Here is a 21,712-nt window from a genome sequence, read left to right on the forward strand (position 1 = left end):
GGCTGCCTTTTTTGTTGCCGATGAATCTGCTGTTGCCGCTGCGTTTAGGCGGCGTACAGCCAGAACTGCTCGCGCGGGAACGTCAGCGCGTACTTGCCGTCGCTCGGGGCGCTGGAGGAGTAGGCGCGCAGGCCTGTGCCCGTTGCGCCGCTGTCGTCGGTGGCACGGAACAGGCACTCCCAGCGGTCGCCAAGGTACATGCGCGTTGCGAGCGGCAGGTGGATGGTGTTGTCGGCGTTGTCGACGCCCACGCGCACCTGTTCCAGGCGGATCACGCCGTGCGCCGATGCGCCCGGCTTCAGATCGCCGCGCGCCACGCCCCACAGCGACCAACCTCCGGTCTCGTCCACCAGCCGGGCCATGCCGTCGCGCACTTCGGCGATCTTGCCGTTGATGCGGTTATTGCTGCCCATGAACTCTGCGGTAAACAGCGTCTGCGGCGCACCGTACATTTCTTCGGGCGTGCCTTGCTGCTCGATCACGCCGTTGTTCAGCAGCAGGATGCGATCGGACATGGCCATCGCCTCGCTTTGGTCGTGCGTGACCATCAGCGCCGACAGACCCAGGCGGACGATCAGCTCGCGCAGGAAGGCACGCGCTTCTTCGCGCAGCTTGGCGTCGAGGTTCGAGAGCGGCTCGTCGAGCAGGATCACAGGCGGGTTGTAGACCAGCGCGCGGGCGATGGCTACGCGCTGCTGCTGTCCGCCGGACAGCTGGCTCGGGAAGCGCTCGCCGAGATGGCCCAGGCCCAGTTGCTGCAGCACGGCTTGCACGCGCTCCTTGATCTGCGCGGCAGGCGTCTTGCGCAGCTTGAGCGGGTAGGCGACGTTCTCGGCCACGGTCTTGTGCGGCCACAGCGCGTAGGACTGGAAGACCAGGCCCAGGTTGCGCCCTTCAGCCGGCACGTCGAGCTTCTTGGCGCCGTCAAACATGACCCGATCGCCGATCTTGACGGTGCCCTGGCTGGCCTGTTCGAGGCCGGCGACAGCGCGCAGCAGCGTGGTCTTGCCCGAACCGGACGGGCCCAGCAGCGAGACGACCTCGCCCTTCTGCAGCTGCATCGAGACACCCTTGAGAACCGGGTTGTTGCCGTATTGCAGGTGCAGGTCGTTGACAGTGAGTTCAATCATGGAGCTTCACTCCGAAACGCAGTGCGATGCCGAGGCCGACGGCCACCAGCACGATATTGACGAAGGACAGCGCGGCGACGATATCGATGGCGCCGCCCGCCCACAGGGAAACCAGCATCGAGCCGATCGTCTCGGTGCCCGGCGACAACAGGTACACACCGGTCGAGTACTCGCGCTCGAAAATCAGGAAGATCAGCAGCCATGCGCCGAGCAGCCCGTAGCGCGTGAGCGGCACCGTCACGTCGCGCGTGGTGCGGGCGCGGGTGGCGCCGACCGAGCGTGCGGCTTCTTCCAGTTCCGGACCGACTTGCAGCAGCGCGGCCGAGATCAATCGCAGCCCATAGGCCAGCCACACCACCGTGTAGGCGATCCACACGCTGAAGATCGTGCTGCGCAGGTCCCGCAGGCTCGGCACGACGTTTTCGATGATCCAGTTGGCGAAGGGCAGGCCGCTGTCGGTCAGGCCGGTCTCGATCCAGTTCGGCACGAACAGGAACACCCACAGGAACGCCAGGCCGGCCAGCAGACCCGGAATGGCGCGGGGCACCAGCACGCTGTAGTCGAGGAAGCGCGTCCAGCCATCCGGCTTGCGGTGCATGGCGAGGCCGATGCAGGTGTAGCAGCCCACCGCCAGCGCGCCGCCGATCACGCCGATCAGCACCGTGTTGACCATCGCCCGCAGAAACTGCGGCTGCGCGAAGATCTGCTGGAATGCCGTGGTCGAGAAAGCCTCCACCAGCGAGACGCCTTCACCCCAGTTCGAGACGAACGCGCGCAGCGCGATACCCGAGAGCGGCACCACCACTGTCACGAAGAACCACAGCACCACGACAGCCCAGGCAGGCCAGCGCCAGTTGCCCAGCGGCAGCGGGCGGCTGCGCGTGACCTTGCCCTTGACGGTGACGAAGCGGTTGGCCGACTTCAGCATGTAGCGCTGCAGCAGCACCAGGGGGAAGGTCACCATCACCAGGCAGACCGCCACGGCGGCCATCAGGTGGTAGGCCGGCGTGCCGAGCTTGTTGGTCAGCTTGTACAGATACGTGGCCAGCACCAGGTGACCTTCCGGGTCGCCCAGCACGAGCACCAGGCCGAACACCTCGAAGCCCAGGAACGTCACCAGCACGGCTGCGTAAAGCAAGGCGGGGCGCACCATCGGCAGGCTTACATTCAGTGCCACCGACAGCGGCGATGCGCCCGCGATACGCGCGGCTTCTTCCACGTCCGAACCGAGGCTGCGCAGCGCCGACGAGACATACAGATACACGTGAGGGACGTGCGTCAGGCCGGCAATGATGATGATGCTCGTAAACGAATACACATTCCACGGCGCACCGCCGAACAGGTTCTTGAACCAGACCGTGTAGAAGCCCACGGGGCCGGCGGACACCACATAGCCGAACGCCAGCACCATCGGCGAGACGAACACCGGAATCATCAGCAGCGGTTCGAGAACGCGGCGGCCGGGCAGGTCCGAACGCACCATCAGGAACGCCAGGATGCCGCCCAGCGGCACCGAGATGACTGCCAGGCCGAACGCCAGCGCGGCGGATTTCTCGAAGGCGTGCCAGAAGTCCGAATCCGTAAAGATGAAGCGATACGCATCGAGCCCCGCCAGCGCGTCGGGCATGAAGAACGGCGCGGACAGAAAGCTCTGGTAGAAGATCAGCGCCAGCGGCGTGAAAATCGCCAGCGCGGTAAGCAGAATGACCACGCCGCGCGGCAAAGCCTGTCCCACACGCGTCCAGGGCGAGCGCTTGAGGGTGACTTGGCGAGCGGCGGCACGGTCTTGCGCTAGAGAACGCATGGTGCCTCCAGGAGGAACCGGCGCCAGAACGGATGGCGCCGGCAGGTCGGTCAGATGAGTGGAGTGCCGGTGATCAGCGGATCAGATCAACGGCCGGCGGCGGTACGCCATTGCTTGATGAAGTCCAAGCGCTTCTTGGGTTCCAGGAACGCCAGGATCGATTCGTCAACGGGAATCGGCTTGATGCTGTTGCCGAGAATCTTCTTCAGGCCGGCGGCGGTCGCTTCGCCTGTCACGTCTTCACGCAGCGAGTGCAGATCCGACTTGTTGGCGAGGATTTCCTGGCCGCGCTTGGACAGGATGTAGTCCAGCCACAGCTTGGCCGCGTTCGGGTTCTTCGCCTTCTTGGCGATCATCGCCACGCGCGACACCACGAGCGTGTAGTCCTTCGGATAGACGATGCCGATCGACGGATCTTTCTTGGCGCGTGCAATCGCGTACGAGCCGAGGATGTTGTATGCCACCAGGTTTTCGCCCGAGGCCACGCGCTCCATCATCGTGCCGGTGGAGGACTGCAGCACCAGGTTCGGGCCCACCGCCTTGACGAAGTCGAAGTACTGCGGCGAGTCGACGTTGTCCTGCGCGGCCATCATGAAGCCGACGGCGGACTTCTCGATGTCGTACGTCGTGACCTTGTTCTTGAAGCGTTCGGGCTGGCTGGCGACCAGCTTGGCGAAGTCGGCGTGCGTCTGCGGGACTTCGCTGTCCTTGATCAGGCGCTTGTTGTACAGGAACACGGCCGGCTCGTACGTGGTGCCGTAAGCCAGGCCCTTGTAGACAGCCCACTTCGGCAGGTTCTGCACTTCCGGCGAGTCGTACTTCATCGCGTAGCTCTGCGCGAGCTTGAGCTGCGAGTCCATCGACGAGTTCCACATCATGTCGGCCGACGCGCCGCCTGCAGCCTGCTCACTGATGAAGCGGTTGTACAGCTCGCTGCTGTTCATGTCGTTGTACTCGACCTTCACGCCGGGGTAGAGCGACTCGAAATCCTTGATCAGCGGATCGGCGGCCTTGGTGTCGGTGGTCGCGTAGACCACCACTTTGCCTTCCTTCTTGGCGGCGGCGATGGTGTCGGCGTAGTTGGCGGGATAGCCGGCCGGGACTTGCGCGACGGCGGCGGTGCTGAGGGTCAGTGCGGCAGCGGCAATTGAAGCGAGAGCGGCGTGCGCAGGCGTAAAGCGTCCACGAAGCATGGGTTTGTCTCCTGTTTGCTTGTGATGGCGTGGGGCTGGCTACTTATGGCGTGGTGCGTGTAGCTCGGGCGGATGGCCCCAAGTGCGGCCGATTATAGAAATCGCGCGCTTTCGCCACGCTTTCATTGCGGCTGCTGCGTCGCAGCATGCTCCGGGGAGGGGGCTGTGGCGGCCAGCGGCACGCGGATCCGCGCCGACAAACCAACGCCGCCGTGCGCGTTCGGCTCGCCGTCGGCCAGTTCGATTTGCCCGCCGCTGCGCGCCGCATAGGCACGCGCGATGGCCAGGCCGAGGCCTGAGCCTTCGGCGGCATAGCGAACGTCTTTGGGCGCGACCTTGGGTTTACCCGAGCGACTTCCGCCCTCGTGCGCCCGGCGGAAGCGCTCGAACGCGTGCGCGCGCTCGTCAGCGCTCATGCCCGGCCCGGTGTCGTCCACGCAGACCAGCGCGGCGTCGCCTTCAGCCGTGGCCCGTACGGTGATGCGGCCGCCGGCCGGCGTGTACCGGATCGCGTTGTGCACGAGGTTGGAAAGCGCCTCGCGCAGGAACGCCGGATAGCCGATGACGGGCAGCGTCATGACGAGGCCGCCGTCGTCCCAGCCGAGATCCTGCTGTTTTTCGCGTGCCAACGGCAGCGCATCGACCACCACGTCGCGGGCCAATTCACCCAGGTCGAAGGTTTCTGCGGGCGCGTCCTGTCCCGCATGCCGCGCGCGGGCGAGGGCGAGCAGTTGCGTGGTCAGCCGGTTCGTCGACTGCAGGCGCGCGATGATGGCGGACAGGCTTTCGCGTACCCGTGCCGGGTCGGTTTCGCGCAGCGCGTATTCGGCTTGCGTGAGCAGCACGGCCAGCGGCGTGCGCAACTGGTGCGACGCATCGGCGAGAAACTGACTCTGCGCCTCCGCAAGTTCGGCGTAGCGATGAATGTGGTGGTTGATCGCGTTCACCAGCGGGCGTACCTCGGCGGGCACATCGGTGGCGTCCAGCGGCCGGAGGTCGTCCGATGCGCGCACGCCGATGCTGCGTGCCAGACGATTGAGCGGCTTGAGCGCGACGGTCACGCCGAGCCACAGCAGCGCAGCGCTGATCGCCACCAGCGCCGCGTCGCGCAGCAGCGTACCGCGCCACACTGCCTGCTGCAGCGCGCGCCGCGTCTCGATGGTTTCCGCCACCTGAATGACGATGCGCGCCGGCAGCCCCGGTTGATAGAGCGGCTTGGCCACGGCGGCCACGCGTACGGGTTCGTCGTGGTACGTCGCGTCGTAGAAGAGTGGAGTGTCGTTTTCCAGCCGCTTGGCGGGCAGCGGCAGATCGTCGTAGCCCGTCAGCGCGGCTTCGGGGGCTTTACCGGGCACCGGTTCGAAAGCGACGCGGTAATAGACGTTGCTCTGCGCCGTCGATTCGAACATGGACAGCGCCACATACGGCACGTTGACCTGGACCTGCCCGCGCTCGATCGTCACGCCGTTCTCGATGGCACGCACCGAGCCGAGCAGGGCGCGGTCATACGCGCGATCAGTCGCGCCGCGCAGCGCCTGGTACGCCGAAACGATGTCGATGGCCAGCACCCCCACCAGCCCAGGCAGCAGCAACCACAGCAGCGTGAGCTTCAGGCTGCGCGGCAGCCGGAGCCTGGCGAGCCGCTGCATCATGCGTTGCTGTCGCCGGCGGCGGGCGTTTCGCCATCGCCCGTTTCGAGCAGGTAGCCCAGCCCGCGTACGGTGACGATCTGCACGCCCGTACCCGCCAGCTTCTTGCGCAGGCGGTGCACGACCACCTCCACGGCGTCTGGGCTCGAATCGCTGTCGAGGTTGAAGACCTTGTCGAACAAATGCACCTTGCTGATCGGCTGGCCGGTCTTGTGCAGCAGCGCCGACAGCGCGGCGTGCTCGCGCGGCGTGAGCGACAGCGGCTCGCCTGACAGCAGAAATGCCTTGCGCCCGGTGTCGAACTCCAGCGGCCCGCAACGCAGACGTGGGAACGCCCGGCCGCGGCTGCGGCGGATGAGCGCCATCAACCGCGCCTCCAGCTCCGACAAGGCGAATGGCTTGGTGAGGAAATCGTCCGCGCCGGCATTGAGGCCGCGCACGCGCTCATCCAGCGCGCCCTGCGCGGTGAGGATCAATACCGGCGTGCGGTCGTCGCGCGCGCGCATGTCGGCCAGCACGGCAAAGCCATCCTTGCGCGGCAAGCGCAGGTCCAGCACCACCGCATCAAATTCTCCGGAGCCGAGGAACGCCTCCGCGATGACGCCATCCGCGGCGCGCTCGATCACGAAGCCGCTTTGCGCCAGCGCGCGCGCCAGCCATGCGGCCAATTCGTCCTCATCCTCCACCAGCAAAATCCGCATCGGGTGTCTCTCAATATCGTTCTGGCTACTTTTTCATGATAATGCGTGGCGCCCGCATCTCGACCTCCCCTGTCCGCGTGATGCGGCTCCAGTTCGCTTCAACCGGCATGCCGTCCATCCCAAATTCCCGTCGCCGCTGGCTTTGTCAGACCGCCGCATTGCTGGCCGCAAGCGGCGTGGTTGCGCGAGGGGCCCAGGCTCAGTGGTTGGCGCGCCCGGCGCCGGAGCTGCCGTCGTACTACCCACGCGATTACGGGGCGATGATCGAGGCCGCGCGCCGCGAAGGCCGTGTCACGGTGTACTCCACGACGGATTTCTCCGCCGCGTATCCACTCATCCGCGCCTTCGAAACGCGCTACCCGGGCATCACCGTCGACTACCGCGAGCAGAACAGCGACGATATCTACCGCCGCTTCCTTGCTGAATTCGCCGCCAAGTCGCCGGGCGCCGATGTGGTCTGGAGTTCGGCCATGCCCGAGCAGTTCAAGCTGGTGAATGACGGCCACGCACTCTCATACGCGTCGCCGGAGCGGCCGTACTTGCCGTCGTGGGCCATCTGGAAGAATGAGGCGTACGGCACGAGCTACGAGCCGGTCGTCTTCGTCTACAACACGCGCCAACTGCCGGCGGATTTGATCCCCTCCACCCATGCAGACTTCGCCCGCATTCTGAATGGCCATCGTGACTTGCTGCGCGGTCGCGTCGCCTCGTACGACATCGAGCATTCCGGCTCGGCTTTCCTCTTCGCCGCCGAAGACGCACGCACCACGCCGGTGTTCTGGGATGTTGCCAAGGCATTGGGTGGCGTCAACGTCAATCTGTACATCACCACCGCCGCGATGCTCGAGCGCGTCGCCTCCGGCGAAAGCCTGCTCGCCTACAACGTGATCGGCTCCTACGCGGCGCGCTACGTCGATCGCAATCCGGCGCTCGCCATCAAGATGCCGACCGACTACACGCTGGTAGCTACGCGCGTCGCCTTCATCGCCCGGCGCGCGGCCCGCCCGAACGCTGCGCGCCTCTGGCTCGACTTCATGCTTTCGCGCGATGGCCAAAGCGTGATGGCGGACCGCGCGTTCCTGTTTTCCCTGCGCCAGGATGTCGAGACCGGACTCACTGCCAAGCGCCTGCTCGCTGAACTCGGCAACACGCATCGGCCCATTCCCGTCGGACCGGGTTTACTCGCCCATCAAGATCAACTCCGCCGCGCCGATTTCCTAAAGCGATGGCGCGCCGCACTCGGTCGATAAAAGAGAATAAATACGCACTTTCTGCTGCAACGTGGTGCGAAGGCGACAATTCGGAACTGTCACCAACGGCCAAATTTGTTGCGCAGGAACGGGGTCGCAATCGCCCGCCAACCCCTGTGCTACCGCGCAAAAAGCGGGTTGCGCCCCCCTCCCAAAGGGGCTCGGCGCGTGTTGCCCATGAGCAACAACTTGGCCGCAAATCGCGGCCCAGAGCCAGAAAGGGTTTCCGGAATCCGTCAACGCTGGCACATAATGCGGTCAGACGTGAGGTATCTGCGTCGTCCATAAGGACAGTCAAGATTTCCCAATCAGTTGACAAGGAAAGTGTCGATATGAAGATGAAACTGTTTGCAGCTGCTGTTGCAGCTCTGGCCGCCGGTGGCGCCTATGCACAATCCTCCGTGACCCTGTACGGCGTGGTCGACGCTGGTCTGACCTACGCAAACAAGGTGCCGAACGGCAACGGCGGCGGTAGCTCGCGTGTTGGCCTGGATTCGGGCGGCCTGTCGGGCTCGCGCTGGGGCCTGCGTGGCGTTGAAGACCTGGGCGGTGGCCTGAAGGGTATCTTCAACCTGGAAAGCGGCTTCAACCTGGACAACGGTACGTCGGCTCAAAACAACCGCCTGTTCGGTCGTAACGCTTACGTCGGTCTGCAAGGCCAGTGGGGTCAACTGACCCTGGGTCGTCAGCAAAACCTGCTGTATGACTTCTCGCTGATCTATGACCCGATGGCAATCGCCACGCGTTACTCGCTGGCCTCGCAAGACCAGTTCTTCGCTGGCCGTGCTGACAACTCCGTCAAGTACGTCGGCACGTTCGGCGGCCTGAGCGTCTCCGGTCTGTACTCGTTCAACTACAACGGCAACGAAGTGGCTGGCAGCAGCAAGACCGGCCGCGAGTGGAGCTTGGGTGCTAACTACGCTGGCGGCCCGCTGGGTATCGGCGCAGTGTACGACCAGACCAACTCGACGACCGTTGGTAGCGACAACAAGGAACAACGCGCCACGATCGCTGGCACGTACGCCTTCGGCCCGGCCAAGCTGTACGCTGGCTACCGTTGGTACAAGGCTAACTACGCAACTGTTGCTGGCAACGGCAACCTGCGTTCGAACCTGTACTGGGCTGGCCTGGGTTACCAAGCTACTCCGGCTCTGTCGCTGACGGGTACGGCTTACTACCAACAGTTCAAGAACAGCGGTACGGGCAACCCGTGGCTGTTCGTGGTCGGCACCGACTACGCTCTGTCGAAGCGCACCGACGCGTACTTCAACCTGGCCTACGCTAAGAACAGCGGCGGCTCGGGTCTGGGCGTGATCGGCCTGAACGACGCTAGCTACGCTGGCACGACGCTGACGAACGGCAGCCAAGTGTTCTCGGGCCCGAACAACAGCAACAACCAGTTCGGCGCTACCGTTGGCCTGCGTCACAAGTTCTAATTTGACGCGCTCGTAAGAGCGCATCGAGTTAAACGGTTAAACGCCGATCCCGAAAGGGGTCGGCGTTTTTCTTTGTGCGTACGATGCGCGGTGCAGCTGCATGGCTGAAGCGCCGCCAAGGGTGGCGTAGCGTTGGCCGGCGTGCAAGCGTCGGTCCATGGTGGGAGTTGAAGGCGACGCTGGAGCATGTTGCCGCGCTTGCTGTTTTGCCCCGCCATAAGGCCGACCGCCGCGTTGCCACCTTGCAGCGCCGGACGAAAGGCCCTCGTATCGACGCAGCAGCGCAGTTGTCGGTGCGCCGGGTCGATCGTTGAGTGGAAAGCTGCGTCAGGGTTGTTCGCCCCTCGTCAACGTGCCGGTGCGATTGCCAGCGTACGCGCATGAAAAACGGCGGCACATCGGCCGCCGTTTGTGTCTTCCGGAACCAGTCGCTTACTGTTGCTCTTCGTCGTCCTGCGAGGGCATCGGCACATTGCGACGCGTAGGCGCGGGACGCTTGCCGACAACGATGGTCAGTTCCACTGCCTTGCCCTTGCGCGACACGGTCACCTTCGCTTCCGCGCCGGGTTTCAGCTGTGCGATGCTGTTGAGCAGCGCCGTCGTATCCAGGATCGGCTCACCGTTCACGCTGGTGAGAATGTCCCCCGGGCGCAGGCCTGCCTTGTCCGCTGGTCCGCCTTGGACCACGGCGGCAATCAATGCCCCATCCTTGCGTGACAAGCCAAACGACTCGGCGATTTCCGGCGTCACATCCTGCGGCTCGACACCGATCCAGCCGCGGACCACGCTACCCGTCGAGATAATCGACTCCATCACCTGCTTGGCCAGCGAGACCGGAATCGCGAAGCCGATGCCCAGCGAGCCGCCCGAGCGCGAGTAGATCGCCGTGTTGATTCCGAGGAGGTTGCCGTCGGCGTCGACGAGCGCACCGCCCGAGTTGCCGGGGTTGATCGCGGCGTCGGTCTGGATGAAGTTCTCGAAGGTGTTGATGCCCAGATGGCTGCGGCCCAGCGCGGAGACAATGCCCATCGTCACTGTCTGGCCCACGCCGAAGGGGTTGCCGATCGCCAGCACCACGTCGCCGACGCGCACATTCTCCAGCCGGCCCAGCGTAATGGCGGGCAGATTCGGCAGGTTGATCTTGAGGACGGCCAGGTCGGTTTCCGGATCGGAGCCGACGACCTTCGCGTTGGCCTTGCGACCGTCGGTCAGGGCGACTTCGATTTCGTCGGCGCCGTCTACCACATGGTGGTTCGTTAGAATGTAGCCTTCCGAGCTGACGATCACGCCGGAGCCCAGGCTGGCCGTCGGCTCCTGGCGCTGCTCAGGGGCGCGGTCGCCGAAGAAGAAGCGGAACCACGGGTCTGCGCTGGCTTGCGGATTGTTGCTGCGCTTCGGCGCGTTCTTGCTGCTGAAGATGTTGACCACCGCGGGCATCGCCACCTTGGCGGCTTCCGCGTAGGAGTTGCTGGAGGTGCCGCCGTGGCCGATCGGCGCGACTTCCTTGAGCGCGACGATGGGCGAGCCGGATTGCACTGCGACCTTGCCGCGCTGCAGCCAGTCAGGCTTGAGCGTGGCGATCACAAACCAGACGGCCAGGACGACCGTGACGGCTTGCGCGAAAAACAGCCAAAAGCGGCGCAACATAGAGCGAAATTGAGTCCAAATGGATCGAAAAGAACTTGAATTGTACTTGAACGACCTGTTGCAGGCGGCCCGTTTTCGGGACTATTGCCCCAACGGTCTGCAGGTGCAGGGCTGCGAAACCATTGAGCACATCGTGACGGGAGTCACCGCCAGCCTGGCATTGATCGAAGCTGCTATCGAAGCGCGTGCCGACGCCATCCTCGTGCATCACGGTTACTTTTGGAAGGGCGAAGACGGCCGGGTCGTGGGCCAAAAGCATGCGCGCCTGAAGCAACTCCTGGCACACGATCTGAACCTGTTCGCGTACCACCTGCCGCTGGATGCCCACCCTGAGCTGGGCAACAACGCGCAGCTGGGTGCGTTGCTGGGCATCGCGCCCCAAGGCCGGTTCGGCGACGATGAGCTGGGTTGGATCGGGACGCTTCCCGAGGCGACTACCCTGAGCAATTTCGCGCAGACGGTATCGGCAAAGCTGAACCGGGCGCCGCTCGTGATCGGCGATGACAATCGCCCGGTGCGCACCGTGGGCTGGTGCACCGGTGGCGCTCAGGGCTGGTTCGATGCCGCCGTGGCCGCCGGCGTGGATGTGTATATCAGCGGTGAAGCGTCGGAGCAGACGACGCATCTCGCGCGCGAATCGGGTGTCGCCTATATCGGTGCGGGCCACCACGCCACGGAGCGCGGCGGCGTTGGGGCGCTGGGCAACCATCTGGCCGAGCGCTTCGGCGTGCGTCACACCTTCATCGATATCCCGAATCCGGTGTGATTCGACGTCCGATTACGGCTTGTTCTTCAGGCTGTCGCGGATCTCGCGCAGCAGCAGGATGTTTTCCGGCGTTTCGGCGGGTGCTGCCGGCGGGTTGGCGTCGATTACGCGCGTGATGGCGCGCACCATCAGAAACACGATAAACGCCAGAATCAAGAAATTGACCGCCACGGTGATGAAGTTGCCGTAGGCGAAGACCGGCACGCCTGCCTTCTTCAGATCGGCCAGGGTATGCGGCACACCGGCGGGCGCCTCTGCCAGCTGAATGAACAGGTTCGAGAAATCGAGCTTGCCAACAATGCGGCCGATCAGCGGCATGATCAGATCATTGACGAGCGAATCGACGATTTTGCCGAACGCCGCGCCGATGATCACGCCCACTGCGAGGTCGATCACGTTGCCGCGCATCGCGAATTTCTTGAAGTCTTGCATCAGTGCCATCGGTTTTCTCCGGATTGTTTGATTCGAGACAAACGGTCAAGCTAGCGAACGGTTGACCTGAATTGTTGAAAGCGAGGCTGCAAGAGCCATGCCAAAGCCTTGTCAGCATTGGGCTGGCGGGCGATCGGCGTGTTCACTATATCCGTAACCGCTGCGCCCGGCGACCGCTATCGTTCGCTCGGTACGCTCGGGTATAATTTTTGGTTGACGCGAATCTATCTTGATTTCTCACCCTGGGGTCTTGAATGAGTGACCAGCAAAACGTGGACAAGGGTCGCCGTAATCTGTTGATTGCGACGTCCGTGGCTGGTGGTGTGGGAGGGGTTGCGGTTGCGGCCCCTTTCGTTTGCACATTCGCACCATCTGAAAAAGCCCGTGCAGCGGGCGCGCCCGTAGAGGCGGACGTGAGCGACCTGGCCCCCGGCCAGATGAAGGTGGTGGAATGGCGCGGCAAGCCGGTCTGGCTGCTCAAGCGCACGCCCGACATGCTGGAATCGCTCAAGAAGACCGATAACGAAGTCGCCGACCCCAAGTCCGATGTGCCCTTCACCATGAAGACGCCGGACTACTGCAAGAACGAAACGCGCTCCCGTGCCGAGCATAAGGACCTTCTGGTCGTGGTCGGCATCTGCTCCCATCTTGGTTGTTCCCCGTCTGGCCCGTTTCCCGCAGGCGCCAACGTGCAGCTTGCTGGAGATCCCGGCTTCGTTTGCCCGTGCCATGGCTCCACGTTCGACCTGGCTGGCCGCGTGTTCAAGAACAAGCCCGCGCCGCAGAACCTCGACGTCCCGCCGTACATGTTCCTGTCCGACACGAAGCTGGTGATCGGTAAAGACGAGAAAGGAGAGGCTTGATCATGGCCGAGAAGAAGGTGGAGACAACCGGGCTGCTGGGCTGGATCGATGCACGCTTCCCGGCATCCGAGCTGTGGAAGGCGCATCTGTCCGAGTACTACGCGCCGAAGAATTTCAACTTCTGGTATTTCTTCGGATCGCTGGCGCTGCTGGTGCTGGTGATCCAGATCGTCACGGGCATCTTCCTGGTGATGAACTACAAGCCGGACGGTACGCTCAACGCGGCCGGCATCCCCGTCGCCTATGCGAGCGTGGAGTTCATCATGCGCGAGGTGCCGTGGGGCTGGCTGGTGCGCTACATGCACTCGACCGGCGCTTCGGCGTTCTTCATCGTCGTGTATCTGCACATGTTCCGCGGCATGCTGTACGGCTCGTACCGTAAGCCGCGCGAGCTGGTCTGGATCTTCGGCTGCCTGATCTTCCTGTGCCTGATGGCCGAGGCCTTCATGGGCTATCTGCTGCCGTGGGGCCAGATGTCGTACTGGGGCGCGCAGGTGATTGTGAACCTGTTCTCCGCCATCCCGCTGATCGGCCCGGACCTGTCGCTGTGGATCCGCGGTGACTACGTGGTGTCGGACGCGACGCTGAACCGCTTCTTCTCGTTCCATGTCATCGCGGTGCCGCTGGTGCTGCTGGGCCTGGTGGTGGCGCACATCATCGCGCTGCACGAAGTGGGCTCGAACAATCCGGACGGCGTTGAGATCAAGGCAAAGAAGGACGAGCGCGGCATTCCGCTCGACGGCATTCCGTTCCACCCGTATTACTCGGTGCACGACATCGTCGGCGTGGCGGTGTTCCTGTTCATCTTCAGCGCGATCGTGTTCTTCGCGCCGGAAATGGGCGGCTACTTCCTGGAAGCCAACAACTTCATCCCGGCAGACTCGCTGAAGACGCCGCCGCACATTGCGCCGGTCTGGTACTTCACGCCGTTCTACTCGATGCTGCGCGCGACCACGTCGGACTTCCTGCCGTGGCTGTGGGGCTTCATTGCAATCATGCTGGGGCTGCTGTTCGTGCGCTCCAAGAGCATGAAGGTCAAGGGCGTGGCGGTGGCCGTGGCCGTGATTCTGGCGCTGGGCTTCGCGTTTATCGATGCCAAGTTCTGGGGCGTGGTCGTGATGGGCGGCTCGGTGGTGATCTTCTTCTTCCTGCCGTGGCTGGACCAGTCGCCGGTCAAGTCGATCCGCTATCGCCCGGGCTTCCACAAGACGCTGCTGATCATCTTCGTGATCGCCTTTGCGGTGCTGGGCTACCTGGGCATTCAGCCGCCGAGCCCGGTCGGTTCGATCATCTCGCAGATCGGCACCATTCTGTACTTCGCGTTCTTCCTCGCGATGCCGATCTGGAGCCAGATCGGGACGTTCAAGCCAGTGCCTGAGCGCGTTACGTTCACGCCGCACTGATAGAGCCCGCGCACAAGGACCCATGAAGGACACAAGAATGAAAAAGCTGCTTGCGATTTTCGCCTTGGCCGGTCTCGTGTTTGCCGCGCCCGTGATGGCCAATGAGGGCGGCGTGCCGCTCGACCCGGCGCCCAATCAGTCCAGCGACACGTCTGCGCTGCAGCGCGGCGCCAAGCTGTTCGTCAATTACTGCCTGAATTGCCACGGCGCCAGCGCCATGCGCTATAACCGTCTGCGCGACATCGGTCTGAGCGAGGAGCAGATCAAGCAGAACCTGCTGTTCTCGTCGGACAAGGTTGGCGACACGATGCACATCGCCATGGACCGCGAGGACGCGAAGAAGTGGTTTGGTGCCGTACCGCCGGACCTGTCGGTCATTGCGCGCGCGCGCGGCAGCGACTGGCTCTACACCTACCTGCGCACGTTCTACCGCGACGACACGCGTCCGACCGGCTGGAACAATCTGGTCTTCGACAAGGTCGGCATGCCGCATGTGCTGTGGGAGCTGCAGGGCCAACAAGTGCCGAAGTACGCCGAAGTGAAGTCCGAGCACGGCGAGGCCGAGAAGAAGCTCGTTGCCCTTGAAGTCGCGGTCCCGGGCAAGATGAACAAGGTCGAATATGACCAGGCCGTGGCCGATCTGGTGAGCTATCTGGACTGGATGGCTGAGCCCGCCGGCAACCTGCGCAAGCGTCTCGGCGTCTGGGTATTGTTGTTCATTGGTGTGTTCTTCGTGCTGGCTTGGCGCCTGAATGCGGCCTATTGGAAGGACATCAAGTAAAATCCGTGTTTTCCGGGCAAGGGCTAGGCCGGTGGAGAACTGGCTCTAGCCCTTTGCCTTTTCGCTTTTTGTGCCGTGGCGAGGTCATTTGTCGTCACGGTTGTACCGTCATCGGGCCGCCCCCGGCCCATGCGCCAAGGAACTACAACCATGATGGTCTTGTACTCGGGCACGACTTGCCCGTTTTCGCAGCGTTGCCGCCTCGTCCTGTTCGAAAAGGGCATGGATTTCGAGATTCGCGACGTCGATCTCTTCAACAAGCCGGAAGACATCGCGGTGATGAACCCGTACGGCCAGGTGCCCATCCTGGTTGAACGCGACCTGATCTTGTACGAGTCGAACATCATCAACGAATACATCGACGAGCGCTTCCCTCACCCGCAGCTGATGCCGGCCGATCCGGTGCAACGCGCCCGCGCCCGCCTGTTCCTGTTCAACTTCGAGAAGGAACTGTTCACGCACGTCTCCGTGCTCGAGAACGAAAAGGGCAAGGCCGCCGAGAAAAACCACGAGAAGGCCCGCGCGGCCATCCGCGATCGCCTTACGCAACTGGCTCCGATCTTCCTCAAGAACAAGTACATGCTGGGCGAAGAGTTCTCGATGCTGGACGTGGCGATTGCGCCGCTGCTGTGGCGCCTGGACCACTACGGCATTGAAGTGTCGAAGAACGCCGCCCCGCTGATGAAATACGCTGAGCGTATCTTCAGCCGTCCGGCGTATATTGAAGCGCTGACGCCGTCCGAAAAGGTCATGCGCCGCTGATCGCCGTCGGGTCGCTGGCCGTGCCGGGGCTGAGCCTGCGCGCGGCCGCGCCCAACGGTCACTGATTTCATCATGTCGGAAACATCCACCAAGCCCTATCTGATCCGCGCCATCTACGAGTGGTGCACGGACAACGGCTTCACGCCGTACATCGCTGTCTTCGTCGACAACAGCACCAACGTGCCGCGCGAATTCGTCAAGAACGACGAGATCGTGCTGAACGTGAGCTTTGACGCGACCAGCCAGCTCGACATGGGCAACGAGTGGATCACGTTCCATGCGCGCTTCTCGGGCGTGTCGCGCAAGATCGAGGTGCCGATCGAAAACGTGCTTGCCGTGTATGCGCGCGAGAACGGTCAAGGTATGGCATTCCCGGTGGAGCGCAGCACACCGACGACACAGGCCGCGACCGAACGCGAGAACAATCCGCCGCCCAAGCTGGCTGCGGTGGACTCCGAATCGGCGTCTGCGCCGGTCGCTGCCGAGGCGGAACCGGGCCCGGAAGACGACCCGACGCCGCCAAATGTGCCGCGCATCGGTGGAAAGCCGGCGCTAAAAGTCGTCAAGTAACGCGTGTTAGGTTAGAATCGCGTTTCTTTGCCGGCTTAGCTCATCTGGTAGAGCAGTTGATTTGTAATCATCAGGTGGCGGGTTCGAGTCCTGCAGCCGGCACCAGCATCACGAAAACGGTCTCCCTTGCGGAGGCCGTTTTCTTTTGTCGCGCCCGTTCAATTTCACGGGCTTCACCCGCGCCGAACCCAAATCACCTTGCCGCCCTGGATGCCGAGGTTGCGACGTTCTTCGCGGTAGTCCATGGTGCCGGGCAGGGCTTTGCCGTCGCGTTCGCTGATGCGCCAGAGGCAGCCATTCAGCAGGGCCGTGGCGTCCTGTTCGGATTTGCCGATCAAGGCGTTGTCGGGAATGGCGGCCGCCTGACAGGTGGCGGCTTGAGTGGTGGGCTCAGTCATCTTGGATACCCCTGCGTTTCCGGGTTGTTCCGGGCCTGGTGTCGAGCAGGCCGCCATGCCGAGGGTGGCCGCAATCGTGGTGAGTAGCGTTGCCAAGCGCGTCATAAAACCTCCGTGTGATATCGCAGTGGTGAGCGCCCTCGACAAGGCGCTCGATGGTCGCAGCAGTGTACCGACGCACGCTTGCGAGATGCCTCATGCAGCGGTGTTGCCGCCGCGCAATGGGCTTCGCGAGGCCCGAGAAAAACGCTTGCCGCCATCAGCGAGACTTTGTTACTCTGCGCCCCGTCATAGCTACGGAGTTCACCTCCATGGACAGTTGTTCTAGTCGATCTTCGATCGCACATTGAACGGCTAGACAGTCTCGGCGCACCGTTTTCGCGCCTCACCACTGCCTAGCCGTATTGCACGGCGGGTAGTGGCGCTTGCGTGGGTTCTCTGCGTAAGTCCCTTCCTGAATTCGATTGTTGTATCGGGCACAGCCACGTGGCTGCGTGTGTTTGCGCGCGCCATCGCAAGGCGCGGCCGGCGTTTGCCTACGTCCGTCGCGGAAACGGGCGGGGAGGTCTCATGCTGTTCTTCTCGTTGTTGCAGTACGTCTGGGTGGCAGTGCGTCCGCTGGTTGGGGTTCCTCTGCTGGTTGGGGGCGGCGGCAGCGGCGCGTTTCTTGGTGATGGCGGCTTGAACTATGGCCACGAGCGCGTGCTGGAAGTTTTTTACAGCCTGCAGGTGACCAAGGCGCAGGGGATCAGTCCAGATTTTCAGCTTATACAGAACCCGGGCTACAACCACGATCGCGGTCCGGCCAAGTTCGTGGGCGTGCGCGTCCACGCCGACTTCTAACCGTAGGAGGACCCATATGGACAGTCCGAGTCGACCTTACCCAACGTCTTTTTCCCACTAGGCGAGTCCGCCGCACGGCTGTTCCCTGCTGCTGACTTGCCGCCCTGGCAAGGCTGCGGTGTCTGCATCGCTCCTTGATCGTTTCAACTATGCCGCCGCGTGTGTGCGACGCGTGCGGCGATGGCCGCGTGCCGTGCGTATGTGCACGCGGCGAGGAGTGTGTCATGCGCAAATTCAAGATTCCCACCCGCCGCTTTTCGGCGATCGCACTGCCGTTCAGCTCACCGTTTGTGCACCCCCGGGCCGGAGCGCCGGAGCCTGCTGGTGCTGCATCGGTCACATCCATGCGGCGTGCCGGTGACAGCGGCCAAATGCTCTCCAACCATAGTTACGCGGCAGCCGCCATCCGGCTGTCGCGCACCTACTGGTAACGCAATGGCGGGCCCGCGCGTCATGTCGCGCTGGACGACGGCCGCATGGATGAATTCGCAGCGTGCTCGGCGACTTCGGGTCCGTCAAACGAGAATGTTTCTTATTACTAATATCAACTTGGAGCGCACATTTGGCGACAACGTCGGCTGCGCACCACTGTGGCCGATTGTCGCAGTGCAACAACATCCACTTTCGATTTGCTTTCCCGCAAAGCCACGTAAACCCTAGCCCTGCAGCCAGGACATCACTTGTCAATCGACGGCGCTTTCTATTTGCCTGAGCAGATAGCGCGATCCGGAGCACCGTCTGGCGGTAAGATCGCGCCCGCATTCCACTCCCAACCGCGCTCCCCCAACGGGCGCATGACGTAGTGCCTGCTCCGACCTTTTACGCCCCCGATCTGTCGTCCGCCGCTTTGTGCGACGCGGCGGCGCTCGACTTCGCCCATGCCCGGCATGAGCGAAGCCCGCCTCGCCAACTGAGGGCGTTGGGTTCAGCTTCTCCCTGACCGGCGCCTGATGTGATCGAAGATCCGCTGCCGCACCTCAGCTGTATTCGGGGCGCCGGTAGCTCGGTCTTCTCTCATTTCCCGCGTTTTTCGCCTTGTGGCCGCTGTCTGGGCCGCTGGGCTCCCGTGATGTCCGGAAGCATCGCCGGCGCAATTGTGCAAGACATGAAGAACACACTCGTTCCACATATGAAGCGGCTTCTCGCCGCAAGCCTCCCGCTCCTGCTGGCGGGCTGCAACCTGACGGTCCTGGACCCGAAGGGGATGATTGCGGCTGAAGAAAAGACGCTGATCCTGGTGGCGACCGGCCTGATGCTGCTGGTGGTCATTCCCGTGATCGTGCTGACGCTGGTGTTTGCGTGGAAGTACCGCGCGTCCAACACCAAGGCCCGCTACGAGCCGGACTGGTCGCACTCCAACGCCATCGAGGCCGTGGTGTGGCTGATCCCGTGCCTGATCATCATCGTGCTGGGCGTGATCACCTACAAGTCCACGCACGCGCTCGATCCGTACAAGCCGATCGAATCGGATGTGAAGCCGATCACGGTCGAGGCTGTTTCGCTCGACTGGAAGTGGCTGTTCATCTATCCGGAACTGAAGATCGCGACGGTCAACCAGCTGGCGTTCCCGGCCAACACCCCGATCAACTTCAAGATCACGTCCGATACGGTGATGAACGCGTTCTTCATCCCGCAGCTCGGCAGCCAGGTGTACGCCATGGCGGGCATGCAGACCAAGCTGCACCTGATCGCGAACGAGACCGGCGTGTTTGACGGCATGTCGTCGAACTACAGCGGTTCGGGCTTCACGGGCATGAAGTTCAAGGCCACGGCCATGACGAACGAAGAGTTCGACGCCTGGGTCAAGCAAGTTCGCGAGTCGTCGCAGAACCTGACCAAGGAAGGCTACGCAGAGCTGTCCAAGCCGAGCGAGAAGGTGCCGCCGGCGGCGTATGCATCGGTCGACCCGACGCTGTATCACAGCATCCTGCACAAATACATGGACAAGATGGGCGAGGGCGAGAAGGTCCTGACGCTCGACGAGGCGCTCGAAGGCGCCAACTGCACGACGGCCACGGCTGAAGCGGCAACGCGTCCGCTGCCGGTGCAGTCCGCCCTGCCTGCGCCCAAGAGCGCGGCCAAGAATTCCTAGGAGTTGACGATGTTTGGCAAGTTGAGTCTGGAGGCCATTCCGCTGCACGAGCCCATCGTGGTCGTGACGGTGTCGGCCATTCTGCTGGGTGGCGCGGGCTTGTTCGGCCTGATCACCTATCTCAAGAAGTGGACCTACCTCTGGAATGAGTGGATCACCTCGGTCGATCACAAGAAGATCGGCGTGATGTACTGCATTCTGGCCATCGTGATGCTGCTGCGCGGCTTTGCCGACGCCATCATGATGCGCTCGCAACTGGCGGTTGCTTCGGGCGGCGGTGCCGGCTATCTGCCGCCTGAGCACTACGACCAGATCTTTACCGCGCACGGCGTGATCATGATTTTCTTCATGGCCATGCCGCTGATGACGGGCCTGATCAACCTGATCGTGCCGCTGCAAATTGGCGCGCGCGACGTGGCATTCCCGTTCCTGAACACGCTGTCGTTCTGGCTGGCTGCTGCAGGTGTGGTGCTGATCAACGTGTCGCTGGGCGTGGGCGAATTCGCTCGTACCGGCTGGCTGGCGTACCCGCCGCTGTCGGAGCTGGCCTACAGCCCGGGCGTGGGGGTCGATTACTACATCTGGGCGTTGCAGATATCGGGCCTCGGGACATTGCTGACCGGCGTGAACTTCGTCGCGACCATCTTCAAGATGCGCGCGCCGGGCATGACGCTGATGCGCATGCCGATCTTCACCTGGACCGCCCTCTGCGCCAACATCCTGATCGTGGCTGCCTTCCCGGTGCTGACCGTGGCGCTGGCGCTGCTCGGTGCTGATCGCTACCTGGACATGCACTTCTTCACGAACGATGGCGGCGGTAACGCCATGCTTTACGTGAACCTGATCTGGATCTGGGGCCACCCCGAGGTGTACATCCTGATCCTGCCGGCGTTCGGCATGTTCTCGGAAATCGTCTCGACGTTCTCGCGCAAGAAGCTGTTCGGCTACACGTCGATGGTGTGGGCGACCGCTGGCATCACCGTGCTGTCGTTCCTGGTGTGGCTGCACCACTTCTTCACCATGGGCTCCGGTGCGAACGTCAACGCGTTCTTCGGTATCGCGACGATGATCATCTCGATCCCGACGGGCGTGAAGATCTTCAACTGGCTGTTCACGATGTACCGCGGCCGCGTCGAGCTGAATTCGATGATGCTGTGGACGATCGGCTTCATGATCACCTTCGTGATCGGCGGCATGACCGGCGTGCTGCTGGCTGTGCCGGGCGCCGACTTCCTGCTGCACAACAGCCTGTTCCTGATCGCTCACTTCCACAACACCATCATCGGTGGCGTGGTGTTCGGTTACCTGGCTGGTATCACCTACTGGTTCCCGAAGGCCTTCGGCTTCAAGCTGGACGAGAAGTGGGGCAAGCGCGCCTTCTGGTGCTGGTTCGTGGGCTTCTACACCGCCTTCATGCCGCTGTACGTGCTCGGCTTCATGGGCATGACGCGCCGTCTGAACCATACCGACAATCCGGCATGGCAGCCGTGGCTGATCGTCGCCGTGATCGGCGCCGCGATCATCGCCTGCGGTATTGCTTCGCAGCTCATCCAGATCTTCGTGAGCATCCGCAACCGTCATGCGCTGGCTGATCTGACCGGTGACCCGTGGGGCGGCCGTACGCTCGAGTGGGCGACGTCGTCGCCGCCGGCGCACTACAACTTCGCCCGCGTGCCGGTCATCCGTGACATCGACGCCTTTGCCGACATGAAGGCGCGCGGCGAGGTGCTGACGCAGGTTGCACCGAGCTACGAGAAGATCCACATGCCGAAGAACACCGGCGCCGGCTTCTTCATCGGCATGTTCTCGATCGTGATGGGCTTCGCGCTGATCTGGCACATCTGGTGGATGGCCGTGCTGGGTCTGGTCGGCATGATCGGCAGCTTCATCCTCCGCAGCAACAACGACGACATCGATTACTACGTGCCCGCTCACGAGGTTCACGAGACCGAGTCGGCCTACTTCCAACGTATCGGTTCGCAGGCTTAAACC

The 21,712-nt window shown here is 63.1% G+C and carries 19 protein-coding genes, 1 tRNA gene and 1 pseudogene; 13 read left to right on the forward strand and 8 right to left on the reverse strand.

What is annotated here, in order from left to right; translation table 11 throughout:
* Positions 1-44 precede the first annotated feature (44 nt).
* From R2669_RS22805 to R2669_RS22825, 5 genes are all read right to left on the reverse strand, one after another.
* Positions 45-1,130: an ABC transporter ATP-binding protein gene (locus R2669_RS22805; protein ID WP_147215167.1), complete on the reverse strand. Its 1,086-nt coding sequence runs from the start codon at positions 1,128-1,130 to the stop codon at positions 45-47.
* Positions 1,123-2,934: an ABC transporter permease gene (locus tag R2669_RS22810; protein WP_316902131.1), complete on the reverse strand. Its 1,812-nt coding sequence runs from the start codon at positions 2,932-2,934 to the stop codon at positions 1,123-1,125. Before R2669_RS22810 ends, R2669_RS22805 begins: the two co-directional genes overlap by 8 nt.
* An 86-nt stretch (positions 2,935-3,020) precedes the next feature.
* On the reverse strand, positions 3,021-4,127 hold the full coding sequence (locus tag R2669_RS22815) for an ABC transporter substrate-binding protein (protein WP_147215171.1): 1,107 nt from the start codon (positions 4,125-4,127) through the stop codon (positions 3,021-3,023).
* A 122-nt stretch (positions 4,128-4,249) separates the two neighbouring features.
* A complete protein-coding gene (locus tag R2669_RS22820) occupies positions 4,250-5,779 on the reverse strand; it encodes a sensor histidine kinase (protein ID WP_316902134.1) in 1,530 nt (509 codons plus the stop codon).
* Positions 5,776-6,477 carry a response regulator gene (locus R2669_RS22825; RefSeq protein ID WP_147215174.1) on the reverse strand — a complete coding sequence of 234 codons (702 nt, stop codon included), beginning with the start codon at positions 6,475-6,477 and terminating at the stop codon, positions 5,776-5,778. Before R2669_RS22825 ends, R2669_RS22820 begins: the two co-directional genes overlap by 4 nt.
* A 107-nt stretch (positions 6,478-6,584) precedes the next feature.
* On the opposite strand from R2669_RS22825, the gene R2669_RS22830 reads away from it, so the two are divergent.
* Positions 6,585-7,727 carry an extracellular solute-binding protein gene (locus tag R2669_RS22830; protein ID WP_316902136.1) on the forward strand — a complete coding sequence of 381 codons (1,143 nt, stop codon included), beginning with the start codon at positions 6,585-6,587 and terminating at the stop codon, positions 7,725-7,727.
* A gap of 332 nt (positions 7,728-8,059) precedes the next feature.
* Complete coding sequence (locus R2669_RS22835; RefSeq protein ID WP_316891600.1) at positions 8,060-9,163, forward strand: porin; 1,104 nt, start codon at positions 8,060-8,062, stop codon at positions 9,161-9,163.
* A 432-nt stretch (positions 9,164-9,595) separates the two neighbouring features.
* On the opposite strand, the gene R2669_RS22840 is transcribed toward R2669_RS22835, so the two are convergent.
* The gene (locus tag R2669_RS22840; protein ID WP_147215180.1) at positions 9,596-10,810 is read right to left on the reverse strand and encodes a Do family serine endopeptidase; all 1,215 of its coding nucleotides are present in this window, start codon (positions 10,808-10,810) and stop codon (positions 9,596-9,598) included.
* Between the two features lie 19 nt (positions 10,811-10,829).
* Between R2669_RS22840 and R2669_RS22845 the strand changes: the two genes are divergently transcribed.
* Entirely contained in the window at positions 10,830-11,576 is a 747-nt protein-coding gene (locus R2669_RS22845) for a Nif3-like dinuclear metal center hexameric protein (protein WP_316891601.1), read from the forward strand.
* A gap of 12 nt (positions 11,577-11,588) precedes the next feature.
* On the opposite strand, the gene mscL is transcribed toward R2669_RS22845, so the two are convergent.
* Entirely contained in the window at positions 11,589-12,017 is a 429-nt protein-coding gene (mscL, locus tag R2669_RS22850) for a large conductance mechanosensitive channel protein MscL (protein WP_147215184.1), read from the reverse strand.
* A 245-nt stretch (positions 12,018-12,262) separates the two neighbouring features.
* On the opposite strand from mscL, the gene petA reads away from it, so the two are divergent.
* From petA to R2669_RS22880, 6 genes are all read left to right on the forward strand, one after another.
* The gene (petA, locus tag R2669_RS22855; RefSeq protein WP_009241960.1) at positions 12,263-12,871 is read left to right on the forward strand and encodes a ubiquinol-cytochrome c reductase iron-sulfur subunit; all 609 of its coding nucleotides are present in this window, start codon (positions 12,263-12,265) and stop codon (positions 12,869-12,871) included.
* Positions 12,871-14,274: a cytochrome b gene (locus R2669_RS22860; RefSeq protein ID WP_316876814.1), complete on the forward strand. Its 1,404-nt coding sequence runs from the start codon at positions 12,871-12,873 to the stop codon at positions 14,272-14,274. Before petA ends, R2669_RS22860 begins: the two co-directional genes overlap by 1 nt.
* A gap of 37 nt (positions 14,275-14,311) precedes the next feature.
* Positions 14,312-15,055, forward strand: a complete 744-nt coding sequence (locus R2669_RS22865; protein ID WP_147215186.1) for a cytochrome c1 — start codon at positions 14,312-14,314, stop codon at positions 15,053-15,055.
* A 150-nt stretch (positions 15,056-15,205) separates the two neighbouring features.
* A complete protein-coding gene (locus R2669_RS22870; RefSeq protein ID WP_004634649.1) occupies positions 15,206-15,817 on the forward strand; it encodes a glutathione S-transferase N-terminal domain-containing protein in 612 nt (203 codons plus the stop codon).
* Between the two features lie 72 nt (positions 15,818-15,889).
* Positions 15,890-16,387: a ClpXP protease specificity-enhancing factor gene (locus R2669_RS22875; RefSeq protein ID WP_316902138.1), complete on the forward strand. Its 498-nt coding sequence runs from the start codon at positions 15,890-15,892 to the stop codon at positions 16,385-16,387.
* A 29-nt stretch (positions 16,388-16,416) separates the two neighbouring features.
* A tRNA-Thr gene (locus tag R2669_RS22880) sits at positions 16,417-16,492 on the forward strand.
* 68 nt (positions 16,493-16,560) lie between these two features.
* Here R2669_RS22880 and R2669_RS22885 read toward each other — a convergent pair.
* Positions 16,561-16,785 carry a hypothetical protein gene (locus R2669_RS22885; RefSeq protein ID WP_316876815.1) on the reverse strand — a complete coding sequence of 75 codons (225 nt, stop codon included), beginning with the start codon at positions 16,783-16,785 and terminating at the stop codon, positions 16,561-16,563.
* Positions 16,786-17,424: 639 nt separating this feature from the next.
* Here R2669_RS22885 and R2669_RS22890 point away from each other — a divergent pair.
* The 4 genes and pseudogenes from R2669_RS22890 to cyoB all read left to right on the forward strand — a co-directional run.
* A pseudogene (locus tag R2669_RS22890) lies at positions 17,425-17,628 on the forward strand (carbohydrate porin); the annotation flags it as partial.
* Positions 17,629-17,852: 224 nt separating this feature from the next.
* The gene (locus R2669_RS22895; protein WP_316891602.1) at positions 17,853-18,059 is read left to right on the forward strand and encodes a hypothetical protein; all 207 of its coding nucleotides are present in this window, start codon (positions 17,853-17,855) and stop codon (positions 18,057-18,059) included.
* 698 nt (positions 18,060-18,757) lie between these two features.
* The gene (cyoA, locus tag R2669_RS22900; RefSeq protein WP_316891603.1) at positions 18,758-19,720 is read left to right on the forward strand and encodes a ubiquinol oxidase subunit II; all 963 of its coding nucleotides are present in this window, start codon (positions 18,758-18,760) and stop codon (positions 19,718-19,720) included.
* A 9-nt stretch (positions 19,721-19,729) separates the two neighbouring features.
* Positions 19,730-21,709: a cytochrome o ubiquinol oxidase subunit I gene (gene cyoB, locus R2669_RS22905; RefSeq protein ID WP_027680204.1), complete on the forward strand. Its 1,980-nt coding sequence runs from the start codon at positions 19,730-19,732 to the stop codon at positions 21,707-21,709.
* The last annotated feature ends 3 nt before the right edge of the window (positions 21,710-21,712 follow it).

It is taken from the genome of Ralstonia edaphi (assembly GCF_958350185.1).
Taxonomy (GTDB): Bacteria; Pseudomonadota; Gammaproteobacteria; order Burkholderiales; family Burkholderiaceae; genus Ralstonia; species Ralstonia edaphi.

Bases quoted from the DNA above. Each gene is read 5' to 3' on its own strand.
- R2669_RS22805 (WP_147215167.1), bottom strand. From the start codon at position 1,130: ATGATTGAACTCACTGTCAACGACCTGCACCTGCAATACGGCAACAAC.
- R2669_RS22810 (WP_316902131.1), bottom strand. From the start codon at position 2,934: ATGCGTTCTCTAGCGCAAGACCGTGCCGCCGCTCGCCAAGTCACCCTC.
- R2669_RS22815 (WP_147215171.1), bottom strand. From the start codon at position 4,127: ATGCTTCGTGGACGCTTTACGCCTGCGCACGCCGCTCTCGCTTCAATT.
- R2669_RS22820 (WP_316902134.1), bottom strand. From the start codon at position 5,779: ATGATGCAGCGGCTCGCCAGGCTCCGGCTGCCGCGCAGCCTGAAGCTC.
- R2669_RS22825 (WP_147215174.1), bottom strand. From the start codon at position 6,477: ATGCGGATTTTGCTGGTGGAGGATGAGGACGAATTGGCCGCATGGCTG.
- R2669_RS22830 (WP_316902136.1), top strand. From the start codon at position 6,585: ATGCCGTCCATCCCAAATTCCCGTCGCCGCTGGCTTTGTCAGACCGCC.
- R2669_RS22835 (WP_316891600.1), top strand. From the start codon at position 8,060: ATGAAGATGAAACTGTTTGCAGCTGCTGTTGCAGCTCTGGCCGCCGGT.
- R2669_RS22840 (WP_147215180.1), bottom strand. From the start codon at position 10,810: ATGTTGCGCCGCTTTTGGCTGTTTTTCGCGCAAGCCGTCACGGTCGTC.
- R2669_RS22845 (WP_316891601.1), top strand. From the start codon at position 10,830: ATGGATCGAAAAGAACTTGAATTGTACTTGAACGACCTGTTGCAGGCG.
- mscL (WP_147215184.1), bottom strand. From the start codon at position 12,017: ATGGCACTGATGCAAGACTTCAAGAAATTCGCGATGCGCGGCAACGTG.
- petA (WP_009241960.1), top strand. From the start codon at position 12,263: ATGAGTGACCAGCAAAACGTGGACAAGGGTCGCCGTAATCTGTTGATT.
- R2669_RS22865 (WP_147215186.1), top strand. From the start codon at position 14,312: ATGAAAAAGCTGCTTGCGATTTTCGCCTTGGCCGGTCTCGTGTTTGCC.
- R2669_RS22870 (WP_004634649.1), top strand. From the start codon at position 15,206: ATGATGGTCTTGTACTCGGGCACGACTTGCCCGTTTTCGCAGCGTTGC.
- R2669_RS22875 (WP_316902138.1), top strand. From the start codon at position 15,890: ATGTCGGAAACATCCACCAAGCCCTATCTGATCCGCGCCATCTACGAG.
- R2669_RS22885 (WP_316876815.1), bottom strand. From the start codon at position 16,785: ATGACTGAGCCCACCACTCAAGCCGCCACCTGTCAGGCGGCCGCCATT.
- R2669_RS22895 (WP_316891602.1), top strand. From the start codon at position 17,853: ATGCGCAAATTCAAGATTCCCACCCGCCGCTTTTCGGCGATCGCACTG.
- cyoA (WP_316891603.1), top strand. From the start codon at position 18,758: ATGAAGCGGCTTCTCGCCGCAAGCCTCCCGCTCCTGCTGGCGGGCTGC.
- cyoB (WP_027680204.1), top strand. From the start codon at position 19,730: ATGTTTGGCAAGTTGAGTCTGGAGGCCATTCCGCTGCACGAGCCCATC.